This window comes from Janthinobacterium saanense, assembly GCF_014200675.1.
Classification (GTDB): Bacteria; Pseudomonadota; Gammaproteobacteria; order Burkholderiales; family Burkholderiaceae_D; genus Janthinobacterium.
This window is the reverse complement of the sequence record NZ_JACHCI010000001.1, coordinates 61,138-73,403: the sequence shown is the minus strand read 5'-3', so window position 1 is coordinate 73,403 and position 12,266 is coordinate 61,138. Positions and strand designations below refer to the sequence as shown.

The following is a 12,266-nucleotide window of genomic DNA, read 5'->3' as shown; positions in this document are numbered from 1 at the left end:
TATGAGCAAGCCAGAACATAAGCAGGATAGCAAGCCCAAAGTTGCGGAATCGGAAAAAATCACCATCAATCTGGGCATGATCGACCTGGGCCAGATTGATTTGCTGGTGCAGGAAGGGTTTTATTCCAACCGCACGGACTTGATACGCACGGCGATCCGCAACCAGCTGGGCACGCATGCAGACGTAGTCAAACAGACCGTGGCCCGCCGCAGTCTGGTGCTGGGCATGCAGCATTATTCGCGTGCCGACCTGGAGGCGATCCAGGCAGCCGGCCAGCGCTTGCAGATACAGGTACTGGGTATGGCCAGCATCGCCAGCGACGTCTCGGTGGAACTGGCGCTGGCCACGATTGAATCGATTTTCGTATTGGGCGCGCTGCAGGCTAGCAGCGTCGTCAAAGCCGCCCTTGCAGGGCGAATTCACTAGCGTAGTAGTGGTGGCGGATAGTCCAGCTTCTACGCGGCACGATAAAGGATGGCCATGAAACTAGCTCAAGACATGCTGGCGCAGATGCGCGCAGCAAGCCGTAATCTGATGGGCGGCAGTTCCGCCAGCAGCCCCGCCGCCGCGACCGAGGCAATCCAGCGCGCGCTGGCCGCAGCAGGCCTGGCGCCAGGCGCCGCCGCGCCGCAGCAGGCTGACGTGCCGCAGGCGCACACCATGCACGACATCAATCCGCCGCCGGCAGGCGCCTCGGCCAAGACTGCACCAGCGGCACAGGAAGCTGCGCAAGCGCCCCCATCGGCGGCACAAACCATGGCCCAGGATTTCATGGCGCGACTGGGCCAGCACGATTTTGACATGTCCAGTTTCGAGATGCCGAACTTCCAGCCGCCCGGCTTTGGTGCGCCTGCCGCGACACAGGCACCGCTGCCAAGCGGCGCGCAATTCATGGCTGGCAGCTACAGCAACCATGCGGGCACGCGCAGCTACAAGCTGTATATCCCCAGCAGCTATCACGGCCAGGCCATGCCGCTGGTCGTGATGCTGCACGGCTGCACGCAGAACCCCGACGATTTCGCGGCCGGCACGCAAATGAATGCGCTGGCCGAAGAAAAGCAGTGTTTCGTGGTCTACCCGGCGCAGGCGCAGGGCGCCAACAGTTCGCGCTGCTGGAACTGGTTCAATGCGATAGACCAGCAGCGCGGCCAGGGCGAGCCTTCGCTGATCGCCGGCATCGCGCAGCAGATCATCGACGACTACCCGGTCAATGAACACGAAGTGTTCGTCGCCGGCCTGTCGGCGGGCGGCGCCATGGCCGTCATCGTCGGCACCTTGTATCCGGAAGTGTTTGCCGCCGTGGGCGTGCATTCGGGCTTGCCCTTCGCCTCGGCGCAAGACTTGCCGTCGGCGCTGGCTGCCATGAAGGGCGGCGCCATGCCGGACCCGAAACGCAAAACGCCGGCCGGCGGTGTCCCCATCATCGTTTTCCACGGCGACCGCGACACCACCGTCAACCTGCGCAACGGCGATGAACTGATCGCCCAGGGCGTGCGCAGCCAGGCGGGCGGCAAGGCGGCCAAGGCGGCGTCCACCGATGGCAGCGTACCGAATGGCCACCGCTACACGCGCACCACGCACAGCCAGGCCGACGGCTCGCCGCTGGGCGAGTACTGGGTGATCCATGGCGCCGGCCACGCCTGGTCGGGCGGCAGCAACAGCGGCAGCTACACGGACGCCAAGGGCCCTGACGCCAGCCGCGAGATGATGCGCTTCTTTAAAACCGTCAGCTGACGCTACTGGCAAACGACGCCAGCTGCTTCTGCTTGGCGGCGATCTCGGACACGCCATCCGCATAGCGGTTTGAAATCGCGATGAACTGGTCCTGGATCTGTAAAAAGGCGTCGACAATCTCGGCGTCGAAATGCGTACCGCGCCCCTCGACGATGATATCCACGGCGTGCGCGTGGTCCATGCCCGTCTTGTAGATGCGCCGGCTGATCAGGGCGTCGTACACATCGGCCAGGGCCATCAGGCGCGCCGCGATGGGAATGTCTTCACCGGCCAGCCCCTGTGGATAACCGCTGCCATCCCATTTTTCATGGTGGCTGTAGGCGATCTCCTTGGCCAGCCTGAGGAAATCGACTTCGATCCCCAGTTCCTGTTCGGCCGCCAGGATGGCCTGGTAGCCCAGGGTGGTATGGGTCTTCATGATGGCCATTTCGTGCGGCTCGAAGCGTCCCGGCTTGAGCAGGATATGGTCGGGGATGCCCACCTTGCCGATGTCGTGCAGCGGCGCCGTCTTGAACAGCAGTTCGATCATCTTGTCGGTCAGGAAATCACGGAAGCGGGGCAGCTCGCGCACCTTTTCCGCCAGCGCCTTCAGGTAGTGCGAAGTGCGGCGTATATGATTGCCCGTCTCGCTGTCGCGCGTCTCGGCCAGCGAGGCCATGGCGTGGATGGTCACGTCCTGCAGCGCCTTGATCTCTTGCACGCGGCGTTCCACTTCAGTTTCCAGATAGTGATTCTGGTCGCGCAAAAAATCCTGCATGCGCTTCATGGCCAGCTGCGTCTTGATGCGCGCCAGCACGATGGGCGCCGAGATCGGCTTGGTGATGTAATCGACCGCGCCCAGCGACAGGCCCCGCTGCTCGTCGGCCACCTCGCTCATGGCCGTGACAAAAATCACGGGAATATTGACAGTGGCGGGATCGGCCTTCAGCGCGCGGCACACATCGTAGCCGCTCATGCCCGGCATCATGATATCGAGCAGTATCAGGTCGGGCTGGTCGGCGCCAAAGGCAATCTTCAGGGCGCGCTCGCCATTGACGGCGATCTTGGTGCGGTAATCGTTTTCCAGCACTGCGCGCAGCAAATCGATATTGTCGGGCGTGTCATCGACCACCAGAATAGTCGGCTTGCCATGCTTGTTGTTCAAGGCTTCCATGCCCGTCCTTCATTCTTCATCGTCATCCTTGCAGTGTCAACTTCAGCGCCGCAGCCACTTCGTTCAGCTGCACCAGCGCGCCTTCAAAATCGTATAAGCCCAGCATGCGCTTCAAGCGCCGCGCGTGTTCGGCCTGCCCGGCCGCCACCAGCACCGGCGCGATGTTCTCAAGGTGTCTGACGGCTTGCGCATCGTCTTGCTGCAGCAGTTGCGACAGCTCGCGCAAGTCCGCTTCCAGATTCGCAAGGTCTACCTGCGCCGTAGCACCGCCAATGTCCCTGGGCGCGGCCGACAACTGCATGGCCTGGGCGATTCGCGGCACCAGCGCATCCAGGACCTGGGAACAGGCGGCCAGCGCCTGCGGCAAGCCATCGTGCGAGTCCAGGCTGAGCAAATGTTCGACGCGCGCGGCGCTGTCGGCCAAACTGGCGGCGCCGATATTGCCGGCCAGGCCCTTGAGCGTGTGCGCTTCGCGGATGGCCGTCTCGCGCTGGCCATGCGCGATGGCCGCGCTTATGCGCAGCATGGCGTCGAACTGGGTTTCAACAAAGCGGTCCAGCAATTTTCGCATCAATCCCGCATTGCCGCCCATGCGGCGCAAGGCTTCCTCCAGCTTCAAGCCGGCAATTACCGGCAACGCCGCTTCCGGCACCGCTACCACCACGGCCACTTCCTGCGGCCGGGCCGGCGCGATCCAGCGCGCCAGCGTGCCAAACAGCTGCGCCACGTCGATGGGCTTGGCGATAAAATCGTTCATGCCGGCGTCCAGGCATTTCTCCTTGTCGCCGACCATGGCATTGGCCGTCATGGCGATCACGGGCAGGCTGGAATAACGCGCATCCTGGCGTAGCTTGCGCGTGGCCTGGTAGCCATCCATCACCGGCATCTGGCAATCCATCAGCACGCCGTCATAGGCGTTTTCCGCGAGCTTCGCCAGCGCGATGGCGCCATTGCCGGCGATATCGACACGGATGCCGGCGTCGCCGAGAATTTGCTGCGCCACTTCCTGGTTCACCTCATTGTCTTCCACCAGCAGCAGCCAGGCGCCGCGCAAGGAGCGCGCGTCATCCTTGTAGCTGCTCTGGCGCTGCGTCTTGCGGCTCTGCCCCGCCACGCCGCCAAACACTTGCACCATCTGGTCGAGCAAGGTCGATGGGCTGACCGGCTTGTTCAATACGCCATCGAGCGGCAAGCCGCGCTGGCTGGCTGATTCCAGCAGCGCCTCGCGGTGATAGGCGGTGACCATGATGCAGGCCGGAGGCGCATCGCCGCCAGCGGCGTCGGCACGGATGCCGGCCAGCGCATCGAGGCCATTCATGCCCGGCATTTTCCAGTCCATCAGCAGCAGGCCATAGGGCCGTCCTTCGGCACGCGCCTGGGCCACGGCGCCGATGGCCAGCACGCCGCCAGAGACCGCCCGCGCCTCGAAACCCAGCGCCGCCAGCATGCCGGCAAAAATGGCGCGTGCGCTTGGGTTGTCATCGACCACCAGCACGCGCAAGCCCTTGAACGAAGGCGGCACGGGCAGGCTGTCGCGGCGCACGGCGGCCAGGCCGAAGCGGGCAGTAAAATAAAAGGTGCTGCCGACACCGGCCTCGCTGTCCAGGTTGATCTCGCCTTCCATCATCTCGACCAGGCGCTTGCTGATGGTCAGCCCCAGGCCGGTGCCGCCATGGTGGCGCGTGGTGGACGTGTCGGCCTGCGTAAAGGCCTGGAACAGCTTGCTGCGCTGCGCAGGCGTCAGGCCGATGCCCGTGTCGCGCACATCGACGCGCAGCACGGCCGCATGCTCTTCCAGTTGCTGCAGGCGGATGCTGACGACGATCTCGCCCTTCTCCGTAAATTTGATGGCGTTGTTGGTGAGATTGATCAGCACCTGGCCCAGGCGCAGCGGGTCGCCCTGCAGCGCATTGGGCACGTCGGCGGCGATATCGAACAGCAGTTCCAGCCCCTTGTCCTGAGCCCGCATCACGGACAGGTCGGCGATCTGCGCCAGCACGTCTTCCAGGTAAAAATCGACTTTTTCAAAGCTCATCTTGCCAGCCTCGATCTTGGAAAAATCGAGGATGTCATCGATGATGGACAACAGGTTCTTCGACGCCGATTCGACCTTTTCCAGGTAATTGCGCTGGGTCGGCGTCAGTTCCGTCTGCAGCGCCAGATGCGTCATGCCGATGATGCCGTTCATCGGCGTGCGGATTTCATGCGACATATTGGCCAGGAAATCGGACTTCATCTTGGTGGCGTCTTCGGCCACCTCGACCGCATGGCGCAAATCCTGTTCCACCGCCAGGCTGGTGCTCATGTTTTTCAGCGCCTGCATCAATTCGCCGGTCTCGTCGCGCGACGTGACTTCAATATGGGTACTGAAGTCGCCATTGGCCACGCGCGTGGCGATCGCCACCGCCTGGCCCAAGGGGCGCGTGATGGACCGGGCCGACCAGGCGAACATCAGCCCCACCAATAGCGCCGCCAGGCCGATGCCGCCCATCAGCAGCAAGGACGTGTCGATATCGCCGCGTATCCTGGTGGCGCTATCGCGGATCTGCTGCTGCAGCAAGACATCGAGCTGGCCCACATGCAGCAGCACCTGTTCCAGCACCGGCAGGGTCACCGTCTTCATCGCCTGCTCGGCCGCTGCGCGCTGGCCATGACCGAGCAGCCCGAACACCTGCTGCAAGGAGGCGTAATACTCGGCGCGCGCACTGTGCACCTGCTCCAGCAAGCGCTGCTCTTCCGGCAGCGTATCGAGGCTTTCCAATATGCCGACCTGGCGGTCGATCGCGCGCTTGATCGTTTCCAAACGCCCCTGGTTTTCAAGTCGCAGTTCCTCGCTGGGCTGGATCGGCAGGCTGACGATGCGCGTGGCTGCCTCGCGCGCCAGCGCATGGATCTTGCTGGTGGCCTTGGCAGCGACCCAGTCGCGCTGCAGGATGGCGTCGCTCTCGGCCCGTATCGCATAAATGCGGCTGCCCGCGAGCACGATGACGACCAGCATCAGCACGATCAGGATGGCGTAGCCCGCATTGATGCGCACGCCGATCCGGAGATCCCTGAAACGCATGATTATTTCCTATCAGAAACGCTTAAAAACGAAGTCTGACCGGATTTCCCTATGCTTTGCAAGTAATTTTATGAAAAAATTAACAACCGTAGCGCTTATTTGGACGACGTTGGCGCACGCTTGGCTGCAGTCTGGGCCGCGATATGCGCTTGCAGGCAAGCCGGGCACCAGCAGCCGATGGCGGTGCTGCCCGGCACGGGGACGGCGGGTGGCAAGGCCATGCACCAGCACGCACCGGCGGCGACGGGGTCGGCCTGGCCGCAATGAAAAGTGGCGCCGCACAGGGTGCACAGACTCATGATAGATAATGAATTGATAACTATGTGACGCGCAGCGTCAAAAGATGACGCAAATGTAAGGAGCAGTAAAAAGGCTGGCTGGGAAGCATATCGATCCAGACTATAGGATGCTCAGGGAAAATACAACAAGATCGTCCTATAATGCCTCCAAGATTTTCGTCTTCCCTGTAAAATCTCACAAATCTATTTTCCGGACTCGCCATGAATCAACTTGCTAACTTGAACCTGGACATGAATGACGACTTGACAGCGGTGGAGCCGCAAATCAAGGCGCAGATTCTGGCCGAGGCCCTGCCCTACATCCGTAATTTCCACGGCAAGACCATCGTCATCAAATACGGTGGCAACGCCATGACGGACGAACGCCTGAAACACGGCTTCGCACGCGACGTCATCCTGCTCAAGCTGGTCGGCATGAACCCGGTCGTGGTGCACGGCGGCGGACCGCAGATCGACAACGCGCTGAAAAAAATCGGCAAGCAAGGCAGCTTCGTGCAAGGCATGCGCATCACCGACGAAGAAACCATGGAAGTGGTGGAGTGGGTGCTCGGCGGCGAAGTCCAGCAAGACATCGTCATGCTGATCAACCATTACGGCGGCCAGGCTGTGGGCCTGACCGGCAAGGATGGCGGCTTGATCCGCGCGCGCAAGATGCAGATGCCGGACCGCGAACATCCGGGTGAATTCCTCGACATCGGTTTCGTCGGCGAGATCGACGCGATCAACCCGGCCGTCGTCAAGGCGCTGCAGGACGACGCCTTCATTCCCATCATCTCGCCTATCGGTTTCGGCCAGGACGGCCAGGCCTACAACATCAATGCTGACGTTGTGGCGGGCAAGATCGCGGAAATCCTGAAAGCTGAAAAGCTGATCATGATGACCAATATCGCCGGCGTGCAGGACAAGCAGGGCAATCTGGTGACCGATTTGTCGGCGCGCGAGATCGACGAAATGTTCGCAGACGGTACGATTTCAGGCGGCATGCTGCCAAAAATCTCGTCGGCACTCGACGCCGCCAAGTCCGGCGTGAACACCGTGCACATCATCGACGGCCGTATTGAACACTCATTATTGCTGGAAGTATTGACCGAACAAGCTTTTGGCACTATGATCCGTTCGCACTAAAAAATAAACTCGGCGCGATGTCTGCAGCGCCGATTTTTTTGCCCTTGTAGCTCAGTGGTAGAGCACTCCCTTGGTAAGGGAGAGGCCACGTGTTCAATCCACGTCAAGGGCACCAGTTATCTCTATTTTCCCCGCAGCTGAAAAAATGTCCATGGCGGCGTTGTATCGCTTCGCCGTACATGCGTACTGTCTTCAGCGATACGCCTTGCCCTGAACAGTTTTCCATCTGCTCTGCCGCCTGTCTATCGCGGCTTTTCTGCTTTTAATACACCCGCTCGACCTTCAGGCCGCGCTTGCGCAGCAGGTCGGGGACGCTGTTGTCGCCTACCAGGTGCATCACGCCGATCGCTGCCAGGCTGTTCTTTTCGCGCGACAGCAGTTTGGCGATGCCGTCTGCCAAAGTCGGGTTGCGGCCGTCGAGCAGGACTTTTTGCATGAACTGGGCGGCGTAGCTGGGGTCAGCGGCCATGTCGTGCGCCAGGCGGTCTAATGCCACTTTGTCGGCCGTACGCCAGGCTAACGCCAGTTCGCGCGCTTCCTGCTTTTCATTCTCGTCGTTGATCGAGGTGATGCCGTCTTCCAGGAAGCGGCACTGTTCATCGGGCGTCATGGCGCCGAACAGCGCCAGCTGGCTTTCCGTCGATTCCAGTTCCACTACGGGGATCTTGCGCAGCTTGGCCTGCTGCGACAGATAATTGTCGACCGCCAGTTCCGAGCTGTAGCCCAGGCTGGAAAACTCGCCGATGGCCAGCATGCTGGCCAGCATCCATGGTTTCATCGGCGCCACCGCGTCAACAGGCATGCCGTATTTTTGCAACAGCGGCGTCAAACGGGGTATCAGCGCCTCGCGGCAGGCATATTTTGATGCCTCGCCCGGCGCAATCATGCCATATTTGAGCACGGCAGCGACGGTGGCTTTCTGGTCGCCGGTGAGGTCAACTTCCACTGCCAGCGCGCCGGCGTTCTGCAAGGCCTGCGTCACCTGTGGCTCGAGCGGGAAAAAATCGGGCGCGCCGACATGGATGGTGCCAAACAAATACAGCGTATGGCTGGCGTCCTGCACCTTGAACAGGGCCCCCCGGTTTTGCGCTACTGGCGGCGCCTCGGCAAAGGCTGCCGGCAAAGGCAGCAAGAATAATCCGCAGAACATCACTATAATCTGGCGTCGCATGGTTTTCCTGATCGTTGATTTTTTATTCACTAGCAAAGACTCTTGTGCCTCAGCCCCATCTTAACCGCTCGTCGCCTGTCTGGCTGTTTGACCTCGACAACACGCTGCATAACGCCTCGCACGCCATCTTCCCCACCATCACGGCCAATATGAATACCTATATTGCGCGCGTGCTGGGCGATGGCGTGACGCCGGCCGGCGAGACCGAGGTGAACGCCGCGCGCGCCGCGTACTGGCGCCGCTATGGCGCCACCTTGCTGGGGATGGTCAAGCATCACCAGGTGCAGGCCGCGCATTTTTTGCACGAAACGCACACCTTCGACGATTTGACCGCCATGATACGGGCGGAACGGGGATTGGGGACTTTACTCAAGCGCCTGCCTGGCCGTAAAATTTTACTGACCAACGCGCCGCAACGCTATTCGAGCGACGTGATGCGCCATCTGGGCCTGCGCCGGCATTTTTCGCACCATGTCGCCATCGAGGCGATGCATGTGCACCGCCAGCTACGGCCCAAGCCATCGACCCTGATGCTGCGCAAACTGCTGCGCAAGCACCACATCCGGCCCGGTAACTGCATCCTGGTGGAAGATACCCTGGCCAACCTGAAGGGCGCAAAAAAAATCGGCCTGCGCACGGCCTGGGTCACGCAATACCTGAAAATGGCCGATCCGATCGGTGTGGCGAGATTGCCAAAAGCGTTAAATCGCCCCGCTTACGTCGATGTCAAAGTAAAATCTGTCCGGCATTTGGTACGCCGCCTTCATCGCCTGCGTTGAAGCAGATATGCTCCGCTCCGGCTGACACCGGAGACCGGGCCGCTAGCGGCGGTCATGCGTATCTGTCTCAAGGCAGCATTTTTTTTTAACTACAAGAGAAAACATGGCAAGTACACCGCCGGGCCAACGCAGGCTACAAATTCTTCAGGCCCTCGCCGCAATGCTGGAGCAGCCGAAAGGCGAAAAGATCACCACAGCCGCACTGGCCGCCAGACTGGCCGTGTCGGAAGCGGCCCTGTACCGTCATTTCGCCAGCAAGGCGCAAATGTTCGAAGGGCTGATCGAATTCATCGAATCGAGCGTGTTTGGCCTGATCAACCAGATCGCGGAAAAGCACAGCGACGGCATGACGCAAACGCGCGACATCGTCGGCATGCTGCTCAATTTCGCCACCAGCAACCCAGGCATGACGCGCGTGCTGATCGGCGACGCGCTGGTCAATGAAGACGAGCGCCTGCAAGCGCGCATGAACCAGTTCTACGACCGCGTGGAACTGGCGCTCAAGCAGTCGCTGCGCGTGGCCGCCGCCGAAGGCCATGGCAAGGAAAGCGAAGTGCCGGCGCGCGCCACCATGATGGTCAGCTTCGTCATCGGACGCTGGCACCGCTACGCCAAGAGCGGCTTCAAGATCCAGCCTTCCCAGGAAGCGGCGCTGCAAATCGCCATGCTGCTGGGCTAAGCCGCCCTTATCGCTGTTTCCATGCATCCCGATTGCTTTGCCCTGCTCGACGACGCCAGCGCCTCAGGCGCCGGCTCGCGCCTCTACACGGGCCTGGTGGCCATGCTGCGCTGCGAGACCGCCGGCGAGTGGCCGGCGCTGCTCGACGCAATGCAAGCAGCCCTGGCACGCGGCCAGTACGCTGTCAGCGTGTGCAGCTATGAACTGGGGGCGCATCTGCTGGAGATGCCGCCACGGGTTCCTGCTGCCGATGCACCACCGCTGGCGCAGATACTGGTGTTTGAACACTGCCAGCAGCTGTCGCAAGACGAGGTGGCGCAATGGTTGGCAGATCACGCGCCAAGCACGGATACGCCGGCCGGCATTGCCGCTATCACTGCCAATGTCGGCCAGGCTGAATTTACGCGCGCACTTAGCCGTATCCACGACTACATCGCCGCTGGCGACACCTACCAGGTCAACTACACCTACCGCTTGCGCTTCGACGCCTTCGGCTCGCCCCTGGCCCTGTATGCCCGGCTGCGGGCGCGCCAGCCGGTGCCGTATGGCGCGCTGGTGCTGCTGCCAGACGGCGGCGCGCTGCTGTCGCTGTCGCCCGAACTGTTCGTGCGCCATGTGCAGGGCGAATTGACGGCGCGGCCCATGAAAGGCACGGCGCCAGCCGCTGCGGCCGGACAGGTAGAGGAAAACGCACGCCGCGCACTGGCGCTGTCGCAGGACCCGAAGAACCGCGCGGAAAACCTGATGATCGTCGACCTGCTGCGCAACGACATCGGCCGCATCGCGACCACCGGCTCGGTACATGTACCGGCCCTGTTCGAAGTGAACCGTTTTAGCAGCGTGCTGCAGATGACCTCCACCGTGCAGGCCCGCCTGCGCGAAGACGCCAGCCTGCTTGACATCTTCCAGGCCTTGTACCCGTGCGGCTCGATCACGGGCGCACCCAAGCGGCGCACCATGGAAATCATCGCCGAACTGGAACCGGCGCCGCGCGGCGTGTACACGGGCGCCATCGGCTGGTTCGATCCACCCGTAGCCGGTGCAGGCCACGCCGTGGGCGACTTTTGCATGTCCGTGCCTATCCGCACCCTGGCCCTGCAGCCGCCCGGCACAGACGGCGTGCAGCGCGGCGAAATGGGCGTGGGCGCCGGCATCGTCTACGACAGCGATGCGCAGGATGAATACGCCGAATGCCAGCTCAAGGCGCGCTTCCTGACGGGCCTGGTGAATGAGTTCGAGCTGTTTGAAACCCTGTATGCCAGCCGTGCGGATGGCTGCCGCCAGCAGAAGCGCCACCTGGTGCGCCTGGCTGCGTCAGCCGCCTATTTCGGCTTTGTCTGGGATGACAGCGCTGCCCGCGCCGCCCTGCAAACTGCATGCGCAGCACGCTCAGACGACGCCCCCTTCCGCCTGCGCCTGGCGCTGCGCCACGATGGCAGGTTCACGGTGCAAAGCGGTGCGCTGCTGCCGTTGCCAGCTACCGTAAAGATCATGCTGGCGCCAGAGCCCACCACGGCGAACGACCTGTTCCTGCGCCACAAGAGCAGCGTGCGCACGCGCTATGACGCCGCCTGGCGCGCCGCCGAGGCGTACGGCTGCTTCGACATGCTGTTCTTTAATGAACGCGATGAATTGACGGAGGGCGGGCGCAGCAATGTGTTCGTCAAACTGGACGGCCGCTGGCATACGCCGCCCCTGTCCTGCGGCCTGCTGCCGGGCGTACAGCGCGCGGCCATGCTGGCCGACCCGGCTTGGGATGCGCAGGAAACCGTCATCACGCGGGCCATGCTGGCCGAAGCGCAAGCCATCGTCGTCTGTAATGCCTTGCGCGGTGCGATGGCCGCGCAGCTGACAAGCTAGGCGTCAATGCGCATTTCGTAGCCGCCATAGATCATCCGCTTGCCGTCGAACGGCAGCTTGGCCGGATCCATCATGTCGGCCATGCGCGGGTCTTTCATGACCTTGTCGTTGATGTCATCACGCCTGGCGCGCGATTCGTAGATGATCCAGGAAAATACCACCACTTCACCATCCTGCAAGTCCACCGCCTGCGGGAACGAAGTCCATTTTCCCGGCTTGACATCGTCGCCCACGCATTCGCGAAATTCCAGCGCACCCAGTTCACGCCAGATGGCGCCGCAGGTGCGCGACATGGCCAGATAGGCGTCAAGCTTGGCTTTTGGTACGGGCACAACAAATCCATCGACATACGCCATGATGATCTCCTCGACTGTTGTTTTAAGAAGCAGAACAGACAGCTT

The 12,266-nt window shown here is 61.9% G+C and carries 11 protein-coding genes and 1 tRNA gene; 7 read left to right on the top strand and 5 right to left on the bottom strand.

What is annotated here, in order from left to right; all coding sequences use genetic code 11:
- Position 1 precedes the first annotated feature (1 nt).
- Positions 2-427 carry a CopG family transcriptional regulator gene (locus HDE72_RS00330; RefSeq protein ID WP_183736634.1) on the top strand — a complete coding sequence of 142 codons (426 nt, stop codon included), beginning with the start codon at positions 2-4 and terminating at the stop codon, positions 425-427.
- A gap of 54 nt (positions 428-481) precedes the next feature.
- Complete coding sequence (locus tag HDE72_RS00325) at positions 482-1,735, top strand: extracellular catalytic domain type 1 short-chain-length polyhydroxyalkanoate depolymerase (protein ID WP_260176335.1); 1,254 nt, start codon at positions 482-484, stop codon at positions 1,733-1,735.
- Here the strand turns inward: HDE72_RS00325 and HDE72_RS00320 are convergent.
- The 3 genes from HDE72_RS00320 to HDE72_RS00310 all read right to left on the bottom strand — a co-directional run bounded on the left by HDE72_RS00320 (position 1,728) and on the right by HDE72_RS00310 (position 6,251).
- Positions 1,728-2,888 carry a response regulator gene (locus HDE72_RS00320; protein ID WP_183736633.1) on the bottom strand — a complete coding sequence of 387 codons (1,161 nt, stop codon included), beginning with the start codon at positions 2,886-2,888 and terminating at the stop codon, positions 1,728-1,730. The two genes, HDE72_RS00325 and HDE72_RS00320, sit on opposite strands and share 8 nt — an antisense overlap.
- 22 nt (positions 2,889-2,910) lie before the next feature.
- Positions 2,911-5,952: a response regulator gene (locus tag HDE72_RS00315; RefSeq protein WP_183736632.1), complete on the bottom strand. Its 3,042-nt coding sequence runs from the start codon at positions 5,950-5,952 to the stop codon at positions 2,911-2,913.
- 95 nt (positions 5,953-6,047) lie between these two features.
- Entirely contained in the window at positions 6,048-6,251 is a 204-nt protein-coding gene (locus HDE72_RS00310; RefSeq protein ID WP_183736631.1) for a cysteine-rich CWC family protein, read from the bottom strand.
- A 231-nt stretch (positions 6,252-6,482) separates the two neighbouring features.
- Between HDE72_RS00310 and argB the strand changes: the two genes are divergently transcribed.
- Positions 6,483-7,376, top strand: a complete 894-nt coding sequence (argB, locus tag HDE72_RS00305) for an acetylglutamate kinase (protein WP_183679873.1) — start codon at positions 6,483-6,485, stop codon at positions 7,374-7,376.
- 40 nt (positions 7,377-7,416) lie between these two features.
- A tRNA-Thr gene (locus HDE72_RS00300) sits at positions 7,417-7,491 on the top strand.
- A gap of 147 nt (positions 7,492-7,638) precedes the next feature.
- Here the strand turns inward: HDE72_RS00300 and HDE72_RS00295 are convergent.
- Entirely contained in the window at positions 7,639-8,547 is a 909-nt protein-coding gene (locus HDE72_RS00295; protein WP_183736630.1) for a TraB/GumN family protein, read from the bottom strand.
- Between the two features lie 44 nt (positions 8,548-8,591).
- Between HDE72_RS00295 and HDE72_RS00290 the strand changes: the two genes are divergently transcribed.
- From HDE72_RS00290 to pabB, 3 genes are all read left to right on the top strand, one after another.
- Positions 8,592-9,326, top strand: a complete 735-nt coding sequence (locus HDE72_RS00290; RefSeq protein ID WP_183736629.1) for a pyrimidine 5'-nucleotidase — start codon at positions 8,592-8,594, stop codon at positions 9,324-9,326.
- 103 nt (positions 9,327-9,429) lie between these two features.
- Positions 9,430-10,005, top strand: a complete 576-nt coding sequence (gene slmA, locus HDE72_RS00285) for a nucleoid occlusion factor SlmA (protein ID WP_183736628.1) — start codon at positions 9,430-9,432, stop codon at positions 10,003-10,005.
- A gap of 21 nt (positions 10,006-10,026) precedes the next feature.
- Positions 10,027-11,865 (top strand): aminodeoxychorismate synthase component I, encoded by a 1,839-nt coding sequence (pabB, locus tag HDE72_RS00280; protein WP_183736627.1) that lies wholly within the window; start codon positions 10,027-10,029, stop codon positions 11,863-11,865.
- Here pabB and HDE72_RS00275 read toward each other — a convergent pair.
- On the bottom strand, positions 11,862-12,221 hold the full coding sequence (locus HDE72_RS00275) for a DUF1428 domain-containing protein (protein ID WP_183736626.1): 360 nt from the start codon (positions 12,219-12,221) through the stop codon (positions 11,862-11,864). The two genes, pabB and HDE72_RS00275, sit on opposite strands and share 4 nt — an antisense overlap.
- Positions 12,222-12,266 lie beyond the last annotated feature (45 nt).

Coding starts and splice junctions, on each gene's coding strand:
- HDE72_RS00330 (WP_183736634.1), top strand. CDS start 2: ATGAGCAAGCCAGAACATAAGCAGGATAGCAAGCCCAAAGTTGCGGAA.
- HDE72_RS00325 (WP_260176335.1), top strand. CDS start 482: ATGAAACTAGCTCAAGACATGCTGGCGCAGATGCGCGCAGCAAGCCGT.
- HDE72_RS00320 (WP_183736633.1), bottom strand. CDS start 2,888: ATGGAAGCCTTGAACAACAAGCATGGCAAGCCGACTATTCTGGTGGTC.
- HDE72_RS00315 (WP_183736632.1), bottom strand. CDS start 5,952: ATGCGTTTCAGGGATCTCCGGATCGGCGTGCGCATCAATGCGGGCTAC.
- HDE72_RS00310 (WP_183736631.1), bottom strand. CDS start 6,251: ATGAGTCTGTGCACCCTGTGCGGCGCCACTTTTCATTGCGGCCAGGCC.
- argB (WP_183679873.1), top strand. CDS start 6,483: ATGAATGACGACTTGACAGCGGTGGAGCCGCAAATCAAGGCGCAGATT.
- HDE72_RS00295 (WP_183736630.1), bottom strand. CDS start 8,547: ATGCGACGCCAGATTATAGTGATGTTCTGCGGATTATTCTTGCTGCCT.
- slmA (WP_183736628.1), top strand. CDS start 9,430: ATGGCAAGTACACCGCCGGGCCAACGCAGGCTACAAATTCTTCAGGCC.
- pabB (WP_183736627.1), top strand. CDS start 10,027: ATGCATCCCGATTGCTTTGCCCTGCTCGACGACGCCAGCGCCTCAGGC.
- HDE72_RS00275 (WP_183736626.1), bottom strand. CDS start 12,221: ATGGCGTATGTCGATGGATTTGTTGTGCCCGTACCAAAAGCCAAGCTT.